Source organism: Streptomyces sp. NBC_01235 (assembly GCF_035989285.1).
Taxonomy (GTDB): Bacteria; Actinomycetota; Actinomycetes; order Streptomycetales; family Streptomycetaceae; genus Streptomyces.
The window spans coordinates 5,297,783-5,313,432 of the sequence record NZ_CP108513.1; the positions used below are offsets into that span (position 1 = coordinate 5,297,783).

The window sequence follows — 15,650 nt, forward strand, 5'->3', positions numbered from 1 at the left end:
GGGCTGTCTCAGCAGCTCCCGACAGAGGCGTCCGCGGGCAGACCGAAGTGGGCGCGGGCCTCGGTCTCCAGGGCGGCGGAGGACATCGAGTCCTGGAGGGAGGACCTCACGTATACGCCGAAGTGGGAGTCCGTCCACCGCCCGTACCCCGCGCCGTCGGGCGGCGCCTCCCGTGAGACGACCCGGTAGCCGCCGACGGCCGCGTCGTCCCGCTCCAGCCGCACCACCTGCGGGTACTGCCCGGCGCCGCACTCCACCAGGCTGCCGTCCCGCACCCCGTACTCGACGCACAGCGTGTTGACGCCCGCCCGGACCTCGCCCGCGTGCTCCACCAGTTCGAGCGCGTCCGCCCGGCAGAACCAGCGTGCGTCGAGCGCGGGCACCGTCTCGCCGAAGCCGCTCCCCCGCGACTCCGCCGCGATCCGGGCCTCGATCACCGGCCGTACCTCGGCCCACAGCCCCTCGTCGACGTCCGCCGGCCACATCACCCAGCTGCCCGTGGCCGCCAGCACCGCCGCGGCGCCCGCGCCGACCGCCCCTCTGCGGAACGACAGGACCGACATACCGTGGACTCCTCACCGCGTCGCGCCCACCGCGCTGCTCCCCCGGTCAGACACCCAACCGGTGCACAGGGTTGCGCAGAGTCGCGGTCGGGCAGCGGACGACGGTTTCGGCGCGCCGTACGGCACACTGGACGTTTGGCCGGTGCGGAAGGGATGTACGTAGGTGAACGGACCGCTGATCGTCCAGTCGGACAAGACTCTGCTCCTGGAGGTCGACCACGAGCAGGCCGACGACTGCCGTCGGGCCATCGCGCCGTTCGCTGAACTGGAGCGGGCGCCGGAGCACATCCACACCTACCGGGTGACCCCGCTGGGCCTGTGGAACGCGCGGGCGGCCGGGCACGACGCCGAGCAGGTCGTGGACGCGCTCGTGCAGTACAGCCGCTACCCGGTGCCGCACGCGCTGCTCGTCGACATCGCCGAGACGATGGACCGCTACGGGCGGCTGACGCTCAGCAAGCACCCGGCGCACGGCCTGGTGCTGACGACCACCGACCGGCCGGTGCTGGAGGAGATCCTGCGCTCCAAGCGGGTCGCCCCGCTCATCGGCGCCCGGATCGACCCGGACACCGTCGTGGTGCACCCCTCCGAGCGCGGGCAGATCAAGCAGACGCTGCTGAAGCTGGGCTGGCCGGCCGAGGACCTCGCGGGGTACGTCGACGGCGAGGCGCACGCGATCGAGCTGGACGAGAACGGGTGGGCGCTGCGGCCCTACCAGAAGCAGGCGGTGGAGAACTTCTGGCACGGCGGGAGCGGCGTCGTCGTCCTGCCGTGCGGCGCGGGCAAGACCCTCGTCGGCGCCGGGGCGATGGCCCAGGCGAAATCCACCACCCTCATCCTCGTCACGAACACGGTCTCGGCGCGGCAGTGGAAGCACGAGCTGGTGAAGAGGACGTCGCTGACCGAGGAGGAGATCGGCGAGTACAGCGGGACGAGGAAGGAGATCCGGCCCGTCACCATCGCCACCTACCAGGTGCTGACGACCCGGCGGAAGGGCGTCTACCCGCACCTGGAGCTGTTCGACTCCCGGGACTGGGGGCTGATCCTCTACGACGAGGTGCACCTGCTGCCCGCGCCCGTCTTCAAGTTCACCGCGGACCTCCAGGCCCGCCGCCGTCTCGGCCTGACCGCGACCCTCGTCCGCGAGGACGGCCGCGAGTCGGACGTGTTCTCGCTCATCGGGCCGAAGCGGTTCGACGCGCCGTGGAAGGAGATCGAGGCGCAGGGCTACATCGCGCCCGCGGACTGTGTCGAGGTCCGGGTCAACCTGACCGACTCCGAGCGGCTGGCGTACGCGACCGCCGAGGCGGAGGAGAAGTACCGCTTCTGTGCGACGACCGCGACGAAGCGGAAGGTGACGGAGGCGATCGTGCGGCGGTTCGCCGGGCAGCAGATCCTCGTCATCGGGCAGTACATCGATCAGCTCGACGAGTTGGGCGAGCACCTGAACGCCCCCGTCATCAAGGGCGAGACCTCCAACGCCCAGCGCGAGAAGCTCTTCGACGCGTTCCGGCAGGGCGAGATCAGCGTGCTGGTCGTCTCGAAGGTCGCCAACTTCTCGATCGACCTGCCGGAGGCGACGGTCGCCGTCCAGGTCTCGGGCACCTTCGGCTCCCGCCAGGAGGAGGCCCAGCGTCTGGGGCGGGTCCTGCGCCCGAAGGCGGACGGCCACCAGGCCCACTTCTACTCCGTCGTCGCCCGGGACACCATCGACCAGGACTTCGCGGCACACCGCCAGCGCTTCCTGGCGGAACAGGGCTACGCCTACCGGATCATGGACGCGGACGAACTGCTGGCCGAAGGGGCCTGAGGTCCTGAGCGCTGCCCGTGGCGGTCTACGGCGCGGGCAGCGTGAACACCAGGAGCAGCACGGCGACCGGGGGCAGTACGGCGGCGGCCGCCAGCCAGGCCCGCAGGGCCGACCAGCGACGCGTCCAGGGCAGGGCCCATGTCGTGACGTACGCGAGAAACGTGAACAGCCCGCCGAACGTGAGGATCCCGTAGATCAGCGTCAGTGACGTCATGAGCGCCGAGGAGCAGTCGTCGGGGCCGCAGCTGTCGGTGGCCATCGCGGAGAGGCCGCCGAAGACGAAGGCGGGCGGGACCAGCAGGACGAGCAGGATCGTGGCGACGAACGGCGCCACCCAGGCGCGGCGGTCCCGGTCGTCGTGGGGCAGGCGGTGCGGTGTCGTCATGTCCCCGAGTGAACCGTCGGAGAGGGGCGCCGGGCATCGGCTCGGATACTCAACCGGGGCGCCGACGGGTACTGGGTACTCAGGCCGGCCCGGGGCTGTGGCGGGTCACTTACGGCGGACGCCCGCTTCCTCTCCGTACTCGCCGAGGATGATCACGTCGAAGGCGGCGCGCGCGAAGACCTTGACGGCGCGCAGGGCGTCACCGAGGCGGTGGTGGTGTATGTCGACGTCGGACAGGGGGGTCGCGCCGGACGGGCGACCGGGGGCTGGGGTGAGGGTCGCTGCACTCATGTCTCCATGATGGATCCCGAGGCATAAAGGGGGCATCGGTCCCAGGTCCCCGGTTCTCCTACTACCTGAGTACACCTGGGGGGTGGAGCGTCCCCTAAGGGGTGGCGCGCCTCTCCTGGGGGACGGAGAAGAGACGGAGAAGAGCAGCACGGAAAAACCGTTGGATTCCGTCCGCCGCGCTCCCCTAGAATCTCCGCTCTTGCCCGCCTCCCTCAACCGGAGCGCCGTCGTCCGGACGGAAACCGGACGGCATCCCGCAGCCCGCAGCCCCACCCCCAGCCGGCCCGGAGGCACCCCCTTGTCCACGCCGTCCCTGCCCGCCCACGACGACGACCCCCTCGCCCGCGAACGCGGCCACCTCACGTCCTCCCGGGCCGCCCTGCGCGCCATGCGCGAGGACGTCGAGGCCCTCGACATCAGCGACGTCACCGCGAACTGGGTCAACGCCCAGATCCTGGAGCGGCAGATCGGGGAGCGCGTCAAGGCGCTCGCCGACCTCAGCGACACCCCGCTGTTCTTCGGCCGCCTCGACTACCTGCACGCACCGGGTGCCGACCGGGCAGAGGGCGCGGAGGGGGAAAGGTTCTACATCGGGCGGCGGCACGTTCACGACGGTGACGGCGACCCGATGGTCATCGACTGGCGTGCGCCGGTCTCGCAGCCGTTCTACCGGGCCTCGAAGAAGGACCCGATGGACGTCGGGCTGCGCCGCCGCTTCGGCTACACCGGCGGCGACCTCACCGCGTACGAGGACGAGCACCTCTCGGACCCGGCGGCTGGGGCACTGTCCGGCTCCGCCGGGGGCGCCCGCACCAGCAAGCTGCTCCAGCAGGAGATCGAGCGGCCGCGTGTCGGCCCGATGCGGGACATCGTCGCCACCATCCAGCCCGAGCAGGACGAGATCGTCCGCAGCGGGCTGGGCGGGACGGTCTGCGTGCAGGGAGGCCCGGGCACCGGAAAGACGGCCGTCGGCCTGCACCGGGTCGCCTACCTCCTCTACGCCCACCGCGAGCGGCTCGCCCGCACGGGCACGCTGGTCATCGGGCCGAACAGGTCCTTCCTCCACTACATCGAGCAAGTGCTGCCAGCGCTGGGTGAGTTGACGGTCCGCCAGGGAACGGTGGACGACCTGGTGGCCCATGTGGAGGTGCGGGGCGCGGACGACGCGGCGGCGGCGGTCGTCAAGGGCGACGCGAGGATGGCGGAGGTGCTGCGGCGGGCCGTCTACTCGCACGTCACCATGTCGGCCGAGCCGATCGTCGTCGTGCGCGGCTCGCGGCGCTGGCGGGTTCCGGCGTACGAACTGGAGCAAATGGTAAGGGAGTTGCTCGACCGGGACATCCGCTACGGTGCCGCCCGCGAGGCCCTGCCGCAGCGCATCGCGCACGCGGTGCTGGTGCAGATGGAGCGCTCGGGCGAGGCCCCGGACGACCGCGTGCAGGACGCCGTCGCCCGCAACAGCGCGGTGAAGGCGGCCGTGAAGGCGGTCTGGCCGGCCGTCGACCCGGCGAAACTCGTCCTGCGGCTGCTGTCCGACGCGGAGTTCCTCGCCACGCACGCGCAGGGCGTGCTGAGCGAGGACGAGCAGAAGACGATCCTGTGGGCAAGGCCGGTGCGGTCCGTGAAGGCGGCCAGGTGGTCGGCGGCGGACGCGGTGCTGATCGACGAGACGGCGGACCTCGTCGAGCGCACGCACTCCCTCGGCCACGTAGTCCTGGACGAGGCGCAGGACCTGTCCCCCATGCAGTACCGGGCGGTCGGCCGCCGTTGCACGACGGGTTCGGCGACCGTGCTGGGCGACCTCGCGCAGGGCACCACCCCCTGGGCGACCCGGAGTTGGGAGGAGGCCCTCGGTCACCTCGGCAAGACGGACGCGGTGATCGAGGAACTGACGGCCGGTTTCCGCGTCCCGACGGACGTCATCACCTACGCCTCCCGCCTGCTCCCGCACATCGCCCCGGGCCTCACCCCCGTCGCGTCGGTCCGTGAGAACCCCGGCTTCTTCGACCTCCGGCCGGTCGGCGGTGACGCCGAAGTCGTCGCGGCCTGCGAGGAGTTGCTGCGCAACGAGGGCTCGACGGGCCTGATCGCGGCCGACGCCCGGATCCCGGCACTGGCCGAAGCGCTGACGGTGGCGGGCCTCGCCCACCTGTCCCCCGGTGAGGAGACGACGGCCGAGACCCGCCTCACCCTGGTCCCGGCCTCCCTGGCCAAGGGCCTGGAGTACGACTACGTCGTCCTGGACGAACCCCGGGCGGTCGTCGACGGCGAACCGGACGAACGGACGGGCCTGCGCCGCCTGTACGTGGCCCTGACCCGAGCGGTGTCGGGCCTGATCGTGACCCACACGGCCCCGCTGCCGACGCAGCTCGACTGACGGGTCACGGGCCGCGCGGTCTGTTCGACCCGCACGGCCTACCCGGCGGGCTCAGCCCACTCGGCCCACTCGGCGGGCTCGGCAGGCTCGGCAGGCCCAGCGGGCCCAGCCCACTCGGCGGGCTCGGCAGGCTCGGCGGGCTCGGCGGGCTCGGCGGGCTCGGCGGGCCCAGCCCACTCGGCAGGCTCAGCGGGCCCAGCGGGCTCAGCGCACTCGGCGGGCTCGGCGGGCTCGGCGGGCTCGGCGGGCCCAGCCCACTCGGCAGGCTCGGCGGGCCCAGCGGGCCCAGCGGGCTCGGCGGGCTCAGCGGGCTCGGCGGGCTCAGCGGGCTCGGCGGGCTCAGCGGGCCCAGCGGGCCCAGCGGGCCCAGCGGGCCCAGCGCACTCGGCGGGCCCAGCGGGCCCAGCCCACTCGGCGGGCTCGGCGGGCTCGGCAGGCTCGGCCCACTCGGCCCACTCGGCAGGCTCGGCAGGCTCGGCAGGCTCGGCGGGCCCAGCGGGCCCAGCGGGCTCAGCGCACTTGGCCTACTCGGCCCACTCGGTGGGCTCGGCGGCGCGGGCTCGGCGGGCTCGGCCTACTCTGCCCGCTCTGCGTCCACCGCCCGCCGCCACTCCCGCACGGCCTCCGCCGATGCCGGGCCGGTCCAGCCGTTCGGGCGGGACGCGCCGCCGATGTGGAAGGCGTCGATGCCGGCCGCACGCAGGACCGGGACGTGGTCGAGGCGCAGGGCTCCGCCCACGAGGAGTTGCTGCTCGTAGCCCGGTTCTCCGTGGCGGCCCGCTTCGGCGAGGAGGGTGGGGAGCCCGGCGTCGACGCCCGCCGCGGCACCGGCCGTGAGGTAGGTGTCCAGTCCCGGAAGGCCGTCCAGCTGCTTGCGCAGGGCGTCACGGTCGGTGGCGTGGTCGAGGGCGCGGTGGAAGGTCCAGCGGCAGCCGTCCAACTCGGCGACGACCCGTTCCACCGCGGGCAGGTCCACCCCGCCCTCCGCGTCCAGGAACCCGAGCACGAACTCCTCCGCGCCGGCCGCCCGCAGCTCGCCGGCGACCCGGACGAGGCGGTCGACGTCCTCGGCGGTTCCCGCCGCGAAGCCCTCGGACAGTCTCAGCATCACGCGCAGGGAGAGGTCGACGGCGGACCGGATCCCGGCGAAGGCCGCGACCGGCGGGGTGAGCCCGTCGGCGGCGATGTCGGTGATCAGCTCGAGGCGGTCCGCGCCTCCGGCCTGGGCGGCGACCGCGTCCTCGACGTCGAGGGCGATCACCTCCAGAACTGCACGCTTGCTCATGGGACCCCATTCGTCGACGGGCGGCTACAGGTCTAGTCCAATTGAGAATACGCCGTCGCGTCTCCCGGCTCGCCGGGGGCGCGCGACAATGAGGCCATGGCCGATCTCGACGCCCTGCGCAGCCGCTTCAGTCACGCCCTGGAGAGAGCCCGGTCCCCCCTCGGCGGTCCCGACCCCGTGCCGTACGCCGACAACCTCCTCGCCCGCTGGCAGGAGCCGCAGCGCCGCTATCACACGCTCACGCACCTCACCGCGGTCCTCGACCGCGTCGACGAGCTCCAGGCGTCCGCCGACGACCCCGACGTCGTCCGGCTGGCCGCCTGGTTCCACGACGCCGTCTACCTGCCCGACCGCTCCGAGAACGAGGAGCGCTCCGCCCGGCTCGCCGAACGAGCCCTGTCCGAGGCCGGGGTCTCGCGGGAGCGGACGGCCGAGGTCGCGCGGCTCGTCCGGCTCACCGTCACCCACGACCCGGCCGACGACGACCCCGACGGCCAGGTCCTGTGCGACGCCGACCTCGCGATCCTCGCCGCGCCGCCGTCCGCGTACGCCGCCTACACCGCCGCCGTCCGCGAGGAGTACCACTTCGTGCCGAACGACGCCTTCCGCGCCGGCCGGGCGGCCGTCCTGCGCCAGCTCCTCGACCTGCCCCGGCTGTTCAGGACGCCGTACGGCAGCGAGCGGTGGGAGGAGACGGCCCGCTACAACCTGCGGGGCGAGCTGGAGTTGCTCACCTCTTGACCACCGTCACCCCACGCATCCCCGCCGGACGCCTCACCCTCGAAGGCGTCACCCCGTCCGCCGCCGCCGGACTGCGGGCGGGCGGCGGCGGAGGCTTCGTCTGGCTCGGGGGCGGACCGTTCGAGGGCACCCGGGACGCCGCCGGCATGCTGGTGAAGGCGTACGTGAACGGCGTGCACCGGCCCGAGTTCGGCCTCTACGTCCTCGTCCGGCACGAGGACGGCCGGGCCGTCGGCAGCATGGGCTTCCACGCGGCTCCCGACGAGGACGGCCGCACGGAGATCGGCTACGACCTGGTCGAGGCCGCCCGCGGCCACGGCTACGCGACCGAGGCCCTGCGCGCACTGGCCGCCTGGGCGCTGGCGCGGGACGACGTACGACGCCTGTTCGCGGTCGTCGAGCACGCCAACACCGCCTCGCGGGCCGTGCTCGAACGGACCGGGTTCGTCCGGGTCGGCGGGGGCGAGGGCGAGTACGCGTACGAACTCACCACCCGGGGCCTGTCCGAGGGCCGGTCCGAGGACGTCTCCTAGGCCGCACCGCCGCCCTTGCGTCTGCGCAGGCCGGACGTCGTCAGCAGCCGGATCACCTCACGGCTGCTCACCTCGACCGCGCCGGCCGCCACCACCTCGGCGTAACGATGGGACGGGATGTCGTAGTGGTCGCGTTCGAAGGCGCGGCGGGGGACGCCCAACCCGTCGGCGAACACGTGCAGTTCGGCGTACGAGACGTCGCTGACGAGGTGGGACCACATACGGCCGTGGCCCGGCCAGTTCGGCGGGTCGATATAGACGGTCACGAGAGCCTCACGAGGACGACGTGCCTCCCGTGGCCATCCCCAGCGAGCCCACCGACGCGACCTTCACGCCCGCCTTGTGGCACACCCAGTGAGGGTCCGGGCCGAGTTCGGGCTCGACGTCGAGAGCGTGCGGGTCGCCGGAGCCGCAGACCGGGCACAGGGGCCAGCGGCCGTGGCGTTCGAGGAGCGCGTCCTGCACGTCCTGCGCGACCAGCCCGGCCACGTACTCCGCGCCCTCCGGCCACTGCTCGACCCACCAGCGGCGCTGCACGACGGAGTCCTCGACCATCGACACGACGTCCGCCGCCGCGACCTCGCCCGAGGCCAGATCGGCGAGCACGAGGGCGCGTGCGGCGTGCAACGCCAATTCCAAGGGGCTGACGGGGTGGCCGATGGGGTCGCCGGTGGGATCCATGCCCCTATTGTGCGCACTCTTGACCACAGACCCCAAGATCCGCAGGCTCGCCCCTTCCGCCGGCAGAAAGACCAGCCCCGATGAACTCACGTGATCTGCGCGCCGAACTCGAGGTAATGACCACCGAAGGCTTCCGGGCCGAGCTCGCCGGGATCGATCTGCTGCCCACCCTCGATCTCGCCCGGCTCATGAACAAGGAGGACGCCGCCGTTCCCGGCGCCGTGGGCGCGCAGCTTCCCCGGATCGCCGCCGTCGTCGACGCCGTCGCCGAGCGGATGGCGCGTGGAGGACGGCTGGTGTACGCCGGCGCCGGTACCGCCGGGCGGCTCGGGGTGCTCGACGCGTCCGAGTGTCCGCCGACCTTCAACACCGGCCCCGGGCAGGTCGTCGGGCTGATCGCGGGCGGGCCGCCGGCGATGGTGACGTCCGTCGAGGGCGCCGAGGACTCCCGGGAGCTCGCCGAGGCGGACCTGGCCGCCCTCTCCCTCACCCCCGACGACACGGTGGTCGGCGTGTCCGCCTCCGGCCGCACCCCGTACGCGATCGGCGCCGTGGCGTACGCGCGGGCGCGGGGTGCCCTGACCGTCGGGCTGGCCTGCAACGCGGGCAGTGCGCTGGCCGCTGCCGCCGAGCACGGGATCGAGGTGGTCGTGGGGCCCGAGCTGCTCACCGGCTCCACCCGGCTGAAGGCGGGCACGGCGCAGAAGCTGGTGCTCAACATGATCTCGACGATCACGATGATCCGGCTGGGCAAGACGTACGGGAACCTGATGGTCGACGTCCGCGCCTCGAACGAGAAGCTGCGCGCCCGTTCGCGGCGCATCGTGGTGCTGGCGACCGGGGCGGACGACGGGGAGGTCGAGGCGGCCCTCGCGACCACCGGCGGCGAGGTGAAGAACGCGATCCTGGTGCTGCTGGCCGGGGTGGACGGGCCGACGGCCGCCCGCCTTCTGGAGGAGTCCGGGGGGCATCTGCGCGCCGCGCTCGCCTCCGCGAACGGCTGAGCCGCACGCTCGGGGGGTGCGTATCGACTCCTCCTCCACAGCCGCCGCGATCCTGCCCCTGGTGGGCGGCCCCGCGAACGTCACCTCCGTCGCCCACTGCATGACCCGGCTGCGGCTGGGCCTGACCGATCCGTCGCGGGCGGACGAGGAGGCGCTGCGGGCGGTGCCCGGGGTGCTCGGGCTCGTCGTGGACGGCGGCTCGTACCAGGTGGTCCTCGGACCGGGGGCGGTGACGACGGTGACGGCCGCGTTCGAGAAGCTGCTCGCCCACCCCTCGGCCGCCGACGAACTGGGCGCGCGGGGCGCCGAGTTGAGGGCGGCGCAGAAGCAGCGCAACGCGACCCCGCTGAAGAGCGCCCTGCGCCGTCTCGCCGCCGTCTTCGTGCCGCTCATCCCCGCCCTCATCGGCTGCGGGATCCTCGCCGGCCTCAACGGTCTCCTCCTCAACGCCGGCTGGCTGCCGGGCCTCACGCCCGCCCTGACCGCCGTCGCCTCCGCCTTCATGGCGCTGATCGCCGTCTTCGTCGGCTACCACACGGCGAAGGAGTTCGGCGGCACACCGATCCTGGGCGGCGCGGTCGCGGCGATCGTCGCCTACCCGGGGGTCGCGAAGGTGACGGCGTTCGGGGTGACGCTCGCCCCTGGCCAGGGCGGGGTCCTCGGCGCGCTGGCCGCCGCGCTGCTGGCGACGGCCGTGGAGAAGTGGTGCCGCGGCCGGGTGCCGGAGGCCCTGGACGTGCTCCTCACCCCCACCCTGACGGTCCTCGTCGCCGGCCTCGGCACCCTGTACGGCCTGATGTACGCGGCCGGCGCGGTCTCCTCGGCCATCGGCACGGCCGCGAACTGGCTGCTCGCGACGACCGGCGCCTTCGCGGGCCTCGTGCTCGGCGGCCTCTTCCTGCCCCTGGTGATGCTCGGCCTCCACCAGGCCCTCATCCCCATCCACACCACCCTCATCGACCAGCAGGGCTACACGGTCCTCCTGCCCGTCCTGGCGATGGCGGGCGCGGGCCAGGTCGGCGCGGCAGTCGCGGTGTACGTCCGCCTCCGCCACAACACCTCGATCCGTACGACGATCAGGTCGGCGCTCCCCGCGGGGCTGCTGGGCGTCGGCGAACCGCTCATCTACGGGGTGTCGCTCCCGCTGGGCCGCCCCTTCCTCACCGCCTGCGCGGGCGGTGCGGCCGGCGGAGCCTTCGTCGGCTTCTTCGCGATGCTCGGCGACAAGGTGGGCGCGACGGCGATCGGCCCGTCCGGCTGGGCCCTGTTCCCGCTGCTCGCGGGCAACCGGGGGCTGGGCGTGACGGCGGCGATCTACGCGGGCGGGCTGCTGACGGGGTACGCGGTCGGCTTCGCGGCGACGTACTTCTTCGGCGTCACCGACCGCGTGAGCGGGGCCGCCGCCACTTCCCTTTCCGGTAGCCCGACACCTTCGCGATCCAGGTGACGAAGTCGCCCGGGTCCTGGTCGGCGCCGTGGCCGCCGTCCCACAGGAGGACGTGTCGACGTAGGAGGACGTGTCGACGTCGTCGCCGAGGCCGGTCAGGCGGGTGGCGAGGGTGGCGAGCACCAAGAGGGAGGGGTCGCTGTCCTTGGTGCCGACGCGGAGGGGTCGGGCTCGGCCGTCCTGGAACCGCGCCCGCCCCCTACCCTTGGTGCCATGAACCACGCCCAGCTCACCGCTCTCGGTCGCGCCCTCCGGCTGCTCGGGGAGCACGGCGAGGCCCTGACCACCGACTCGCCCGACGCCCGGCTGCACGAGGTCAAGGCCGATCTGCGGCGCGCCCTGGAGCTGCTGGACGAGAGCGTCGTCGGGGCCACACCCACCACCCGCTGCGCCGAGCATCCGCACGGTCCGGTGGACGAGGCGGCCCCCGACCTGTGCCTGCTGTGCGAGACCCGCCGCCGGGCGGCCCGGCGCGCCGAGTACAACGGCCCCGCCCCGCAGGCGCCGTACGCCCCGACCCCCTCCACCTCCCGTTACGGCACCCGCGCCGACCGCCCCCAGCCCCAGCAGCGCTGGCTGCCGGAGCTGTGGAACGGCCAGGAGTGGCACCTGTGCGGGACGCCGAGGCGGGACCGGCGCGAGGCGGAGCTGTACATCACCGCCCTGCGACGCGGCTCCCGGCCCGCGATGGCCTACCGGCTCGTGCACGAGTTCACCGACTACGAGGTCCTGCGCATCTGGGGCACCCCGGTGAAGGTCGACATCGAGCCCCTGGGCAACCTCTAGGACCCCGGAAGACGCCGGAGGCGGCCGTCACCCCTCGTGTGGGTGACGGCCGCCTCCGGCAGCTCGGGTTGGTCAGTTGGCTCTCACGCCTTGGCCGGGGCGACCTCCGGGGCCTCCTCGACGGCCTCGGCCGGGACGGCGTCCTTGCGCTTCGGGATGAAGGTGGCGAGGAGGAAGGCGGCCAGGGCCGCGCCGGCGCCGATGGCCATGACGACCTTGAAGCCGTTCTCCGAGGGCAGTGCGTAGCCGCCGAAGTCGGTGGTCATCTGGGCGAGGATCACACCGGCGATGGCGCTGGCGAAGCTGGTGCCCAGGGACCGCATCAGGGTGTTGAGGCTGTTGGCCGCGCCCGTCTGGGAGGGGTCGACCGCGCCCATGATCAGGGCCGGGAGCGCACCGTAGGTGAAGCCGATACCGGCGCCGATGATGCAGGACACCAGGATCAGGTGCCAGACCTCGGACATGAGCAGGATGTTCAGGGCGTAGCCGGAGGCGACGATCAGCGCGCCGATCATCAGGGTGACCTTGGGGCCCTTGGCCTTGGTGATCTTGGCGGACGCGGCGGACATGACCATCATGACCAGACCCTGCGGGGCCAGCACCAGGCCGACGGTCAGCATCGACCTGCCCAGGCCGTAGCCGGTCTGCTCGGGCAGCTGGAGCAGCTGGGGCAGGACCAGGGACATCGCGAACATCGAGACGCCGAGGGCGATCGAGGCGAGGTTGGTGAAGAGCACCTGGGGCTTGGCGGTGGTGCGCAGGTCGACCAGCGGCTGCTTGGCCTTCAGCTCCCACCAGCCCCAGGCGGCCAGGATCAGGACGGCGGCGGCACCGAGGACCAGCGTCGTACCGGAGGTCCAGCCCCAGTCGGCGCCCTTGGACACGGCCAGCAGCAGCGAGACCAGACCGGCCGACAGGCCGAGCGAGCCGACGAGGTCGAAGCGACCGCCGACGCGGTTCTTCGACTCCGGGACGAACACCAGGACGAGCAGGAGGGAGACGACGCCGAGGGTGGCGGAGGTCCAGAAGAGGATGTGCCAGTCCCAGTTGTCCGCGATGAACGCGGCGGTGGGCAGACCGAGCGCACCGCCGACGCCGAGGGAGGCGCTCATGACCGCCGTCGAACCGGCGAGCTTCTCGGCGGGGACCGTGTCCCGCAGGATGCTGATGCCCAGCGGCACCACGGCGGCCGACAGGCCCTGCAGGGCACGGCCGACGATCATCGGGACGAGGGAGTCGGCGAGGGCGCAGACCACCGAGCCCGACACCAGCAGCACGATGCTGGTGAGCAGCATCCGCCGCTTGCCGACCATGTCGCCGAGCCGCCCGACGACCGGGGTGGCGACGGCGGCGGCGAGCAGCGTGGCCGTGACCGCCCAGGCGGTGTCGGAAGCGGGCGCGTTCAGCAGCTTGGGCAGTTCGGGGACGATCGGGATGACCAGGGTCTGCATCAGCGAGACGACGATCCCGGCCAGGGCCAGCACCGCCACCACGGCGTTCGACCTCGGTGGGGCGGATGTTCCCGCCGCAGCGGGTCGGGCAAGGGCGTCGGACATGACAGGGCCTCCGTCGGATGCACGAGGGGTTCAACTGCTTGACTCAAGCAAGCTTATGCAGATTGATTGAGTTAAGCAAGCTAAATCTGTCACGCACGCGCTGACCTGGGAGAACGAGAGAGTGCTGGACGAGGGATACGAGGAGAAAGAGGAGACCGGGCCTCAGCCGTGCCGCGCGATGACCTCGCGCGTCCGCTCCTCATCGAGCTCGTAGACCGTCTCGTGGGCTCGCGGATCCCGCGCGTGGAAGGTGTGGAACATCGGCCCGGTCGCCCCGCCCAGCTCCACCAGCGACGCGGACGCCCCGCGCACCGCCCGCTCGGTTCCGGGCACGGTGGTCAGATCGATGCGGTTGACGACCCCGGGCGTCACCCACACCGGCACGGAGGCGTCCAGCAGCCCGAAGAGCTGGAGATGGAAGTGCCCGGTGAGCAGAACGCGTACGTCACTCCCCCGGATCGCCGCCGCCAGCCCACCGGGGTCGCGGAGCCCGAAGACCTGCTGCATGGCCGAGATGTCGAGGCTGATCGGAGGGTGATGGAAGGCGAGGACGGTGCCGTGCTCGGCCGGCACGCTCAGCACATCCCGCAGCCAGTCCAGTTGACCCGCGCCGATACGCCCGTACACCTTCCCCGGCACCAGTGAGTCGAGGGTGACGATCCGCCAGCCGCCGACCGTGCTGACGGCGGCCCGCTCCTCGCCGGGGAAGTCACGAACGGCGTCCGCGTGCCCACTGCCCAGCACCTTCGCGAAGGCGGACCGCTCGTCGTGGTTGCCGGTCGTATAGAAGACGGGGGCGTCGAGCGAGCGCGCGAAGTCGCCGACGAGCTCCCGCACGGTCGTGTACGCCTCCACCGAGCCGTCGTCGGCGAGATCACCGGTGACGACGACGGCGTCCACGCCCCGTTGATGACGCAGTTCGTGAAGGATGAGCCGCAGGGAGTCGGTGGCGTCGACGCGCCGGCCGTCGGGGCCGTCGATGCGTCCGATATGGGTGTCCGAGAGATGGAGGATCCTCATCTCCCGGACCATACCCGGGAGTTGGCGGTCAGCTGAGGGTCTTCAGCGCGGCGGCGTCGTAGGGCTTCAGCTCGTCGAGACGACCGCCGAGCACCTTGGCGGCCCACTCCGGGTCCTGGAGCAGCGCCCGCCCGACGGCCACCATGTCGAACTCGTCGCGCTCCAGCCGGTCGAGGAGGTCGTCGATGCTCTTGACCGGGGAGCCCTCGCCCGCGAAGCCGCGGAGGAAGTCGCCGTCGAGGCCGACCGAGCCGACGGTGATGGTGGGCCTGCCGGTGAGCTTCTTCGTCCAGCCCGCGAGGTTGAGGTCGGAGCCGTCGAACTCCGGGAGCCAGTAGCGGCGGGTGGAGGCGTGGAAGGCGTCGACGCCGGCGGCGGCGAGCGGGGCGAGGACGGCCTCCAGCTCCTCCGGGGTCTCGGCGAGCCGCGCGTCGTACGCCTCCGACTTCCACTGCGAGTAGCGGAAGATGATCGGGAACTCGGGCGAGACGGTCTCGCGGACGGCCGCGACGATCTCGGCGGCGAACTTCGTACGCGCCACGAGGTCGCCGCCGTAGGCGTCGGTACGGCGGTTGGTGCCGGCCCACAGGAACTGGTCGAGCAGATAGCCGTGGGCGCCGTGGAGCTCGACACCGTCGAAGCCGATGCGCTCGGCGGCCGCGGCCGCCTCGGCGAACGCGCCGATGACGTCGTCCAGGTCGCGCTGGGTCATCGCCTTGCCGGCGCCCTCGGTGCCGTCGAGACGCAGCCCGGACGGCCCGACGGCCGGAGCGTCCGCGTACGGCGGCTCACCCTGGTTGCGCACCATCCCGATGTGCCACAGCTGCGGCACGATCGTCCCGCCGTTCGCGTGCACGGCCTCGGCGACCTTCGCCCAGCCCGCCAGCTGCTCCTCGCCGTGGAACCGCGGCACCCGGTCGCTCTGCCCGGCGGACTCGTGCCCGACGTACGTCCCCTCGGTGACGATGAGCCCGACACCGGCGGCGGCGCGGCGGGCGTAGTACGACATGACGTCCTCGCCGGGAATGCCGTCCGGCGAGAACATGCGCGTCATGGGCGCCATCGCGATGCGGTTCGGAACGGTCAGTCCGTTGATGGACACCGGCCGGGAGAGGATCTCGGCGGCGCGGAACGGGACGGGCTGGGTGACGCTCACGTGGGGAGCTCCTCG

General features: G+C 72.7%; 15 protein-coding genes and 1 pseudogene. 7 read left to right on the forward strand and 9 right to left on the reverse strand.

What is annotated here, in order from left to right; genetic code table 11:
* Positions 1-8 precede the first annotated feature (8 nt).
* Positions 9-563, reverse strand: coding sequence for a hypothetical protein (locus OG289_RS23380; protein ID WP_327315998.1), 555 nt, complete (start codon positions 561-563; stop codon positions 9-11).
* 163 nt (positions 564-726) lie between these two features.
* On the opposite strand from OG289_RS23380, the gene OG289_RS23385 reads away from it, so the two are divergent.
* A complete protein-coding gene (locus OG289_RS23385) occupies positions 727-2,373 on the forward strand; it encodes a DNA repair helicase XPB (RefSeq protein WP_327315999.1) in 1,647 nt (548 codons plus the stop codon).
* A gap of 25 nt (positions 2,374-2,398) precedes the next feature.
* Here OG289_RS23385 and OG289_RS23390 read toward each other — a convergent pair whose 3' ends face one another.
* Both OG289_RS23390 and OG289_RS23395 read right to left on the reverse strand, forming a co-directional pair.
* Positions 2,399-2,758, reverse strand: coding sequence for a hypothetical protein (locus OG289_RS23390; protein ID WP_327316000.1), 360 nt, complete (start codon positions 2,756-2,758; stop codon positions 2,399-2,401).
* A 105-nt stretch (positions 2,759-2,863) separates the two neighbouring features.
* Positions 2,864-3,049: a hypothetical protein gene (locus OG289_RS23395; protein ID WP_327316001.1), complete on the reverse strand. Its 186-nt coding sequence runs from the start codon at positions 3,047-3,049 to the stop codon at positions 2,864-2,866.
* 298 nt (positions 3,050-3,347) lie between these two features.
* On the opposite strand from OG289_RS23395, the gene OG289_RS23400 reads away from it, so the two are divergent.
* Complete coding sequence (locus OG289_RS23400; protein ID WP_327316002.1) at positions 3,348-5,426, forward strand: HelD family protein; 2,079 nt, start codon at positions 3,348-3,350, stop codon at positions 5,424-5,426.
* A 574-nt stretch (positions 5,427-6,000) separates the two neighbouring features.
* Here the strand turns inward: OG289_RS23400 and OG289_RS23405 are convergent.
* A complete protein-coding gene (locus tag OG289_RS23405; protein ID WP_327316003.1) occupies positions 6,001-6,711 on the reverse strand; it encodes a copper homeostasis protein CutC in 711 nt (236 codons plus the stop codon).
* Positions 6,712-6,807: 96 nt separating this feature from the next.
* Between OG289_RS23405 and OG289_RS23410 the strand changes: the two genes are divergently transcribed.
* The gene (locus OG289_RS23410; protein ID WP_327316004.1) at positions 6,808-7,452 is read left to right on the forward strand and encodes an HD domain-containing protein; all 645 of its coding nucleotides are present in this window, start codon (positions 6,808-6,810) and stop codon (positions 7,450-7,452) included.
* Positions 7,425-7,985, forward strand: a pseudogene (locus OG289_RS23415) (GNAT family N-acetyltransferase); the annotation flags it as partial. The gene OG289_RS23410 and the pseudogene OG289_RS23415, both read left to right, overlap by 28 nt.
* Here the strand turns inward: OG289_RS23415 and OG289_RS23420 are convergent.
* Both OG289_RS23420 and OG289_RS23425 read right to left on the reverse strand, forming a co-directional pair.
* On the reverse strand, positions 7,982-8,251 hold the full coding sequence (locus OG289_RS23420; RefSeq protein ID WP_327316005.1) for a DUF4031 domain-containing protein: 270 nt from the start codon (positions 8,249-8,251) through the stop codon (positions 7,982-7,984). The pseudogene OG289_RS23415 and the gene OG289_RS23420 sit on opposite strands and share 4 nt — an antisense overlap.
* Before the next feature lie 7 nt (positions 8,252-8,258).
* The gene (locus OG289_RS23425) at positions 8,259-8,666 is read right to left on the reverse strand and encodes a hypothetical protein (protein WP_327316006.1); all 408 of its coding nucleotides are present in this window, start codon (positions 8,664-8,666) and stop codon (positions 8,259-8,261) included.
* Between the two features lie 80 nt (positions 8,667-8,746).
* On the opposite strand from OG289_RS23425, the gene murQ reads away from it, so the two are divergent.
* The 3 genes from murQ (at position 8,747) to OG289_RS23440 (ending at position 11,903) form a co-directional block, all read left to right on the forward strand.
* Positions 8,747-9,670, forward strand: coding sequence for an N-acetylmuramic acid 6-phosphate etherase (gene murQ, locus OG289_RS23430; RefSeq protein WP_327316007.1), 924 nt, complete (start codon positions 8,747-8,749; stop codon positions 9,668-9,670).
* 16 nt (positions 9,671-9,686) lie between these two features.
* The gene (locus OG289_RS23435) at positions 9,687-11,117 is read left to right on the forward strand and encodes a PTS transporter subunit EIIC (RefSeq protein ID WP_327316008.1); all 1,431 of its coding nucleotides are present in this window, start codon (positions 9,687-9,689) and stop codon (positions 11,115-11,117) included.
* Between the two features lie 213 nt (positions 11,118-11,330).
* A complete protein-coding gene (locus OG289_RS23440) occupies positions 11,331-11,903 on the forward strand; it encodes a hypothetical protein (protein ID WP_327316009.1) in 573 nt (190 codons plus the stop codon).
* Between the two features lie 83 nt (positions 11,904-11,986).
* Here the strand turns inward: OG289_RS23440 and OG289_RS23445 are convergent, their stop codons facing one another.
* The 3 genes from OG289_RS23445 to OG289_RS23455 all read right to left on the reverse strand — a co-directional run bounded on the left by OG289_RS23445 (position 11,987) and on the right by OG289_RS23455 (position 15,635).
* Complete coding sequence (locus tag OG289_RS23445; protein WP_327316010.1) at positions 11,987-13,459, reverse strand: MFS transporter; 1,473 nt, start codon at positions 13,457-13,459, stop codon at positions 11,987-11,989.
* Positions 13,460-13,621: 162 nt separating this feature from the next.
* Positions 13,622-14,479 (reverse strand): metallophosphoesterase family protein, encoded by an 858-nt coding sequence (locus OG289_RS23450; protein WP_327316011.1) that lies wholly within the window; start codon positions 14,477-14,479, stop codon positions 13,622-13,624.
* 28 nt (positions 14,480-14,507) lie between these two features.
* Complete coding sequence (locus OG289_RS23455; RefSeq protein WP_327316012.1) at positions 14,508-15,635, reverse strand: NADH:flavin oxidoreductase; 1,128 nt, start codon at positions 15,633-15,635, stop codon at positions 14,508-14,510.
* Positions 15,636-15,650: the final 15 nt, after the last annotated feature.

What these genes read in the sequence shown, in the direction of transcription:
- OG289_RS23380 (WP_327315998.1), bottom strand. Translation starts at nt 563, where the DNA reads ATGTCGGTCCTGTCGTTCCGCAGAGGGGCGGTCGGCGCGGGCGCCGCG.
- OG289_RS23390 (WP_327316000.1), bottom strand. Translation starts at nt 2,758, where the DNA reads ATGACGACACCGCACCGCCTGCCCCACGACGACCGGGACCGCCGCGCC.
- OG289_RS23395 (WP_327316001.1), bottom strand. Translation starts at nt 3,049, where the DNA reads ATGAGTGCAGCGACCCTCACCCCAGCCCCCGGTCGCCCGTCCGGCGCG.
- OG289_RS23405 (WP_327316003.1), bottom strand. Translation starts at nt 6,711, where the DNA reads ATGAGCAAGCGTGCAGTTCTGGAGGTGATCGCCCTCGACGTCGAGGAC.
- OG289_RS23410 (WP_327316004.1), top strand. Translation starts at nt 6,808, where the DNA reads ATGGCCGATCTCGACGCCCTGCGCAGCCGCTTCAGTCACGCCCTGGAG.
- OG289_RS23425 (WP_327316006.1), bottom strand. Translation starts at nt 8,666, where the DNA reads ATGGATCCCACCGGCGACCCCATCGGCCACCCCGTCAGCCCCTTGGAA.
- murQ (WP_327316007.1), top strand. Translation starts at nt 8,747, where the DNA reads ATGAACTCACGTGATCTGCGCGCCGAACTCGAGGTAATGACCACCGAA.
- OG289_RS23440 (WP_327316009.1), top strand. Translation starts at nt 11,331, where the DNA reads ATGAACCACGCCCAGCTCACCGCTCTCGGTCGCGCCCTCCGGCTGCTC.
- OG289_RS23445 (WP_327316010.1), bottom strand. Translation starts at nt 13,459, where the DNA reads ATGTCCGACGCCCTTGCCCGACCCGCTGCGGCGGGAACATCCGCCCCA.
- OG289_RS23450 (WP_327316011.1), bottom strand. Translation starts at nt 14,479, where the DNA reads ATGAGGATCCTCCATCTCTCGGACACCCATATCGGACGCATCGACGGC.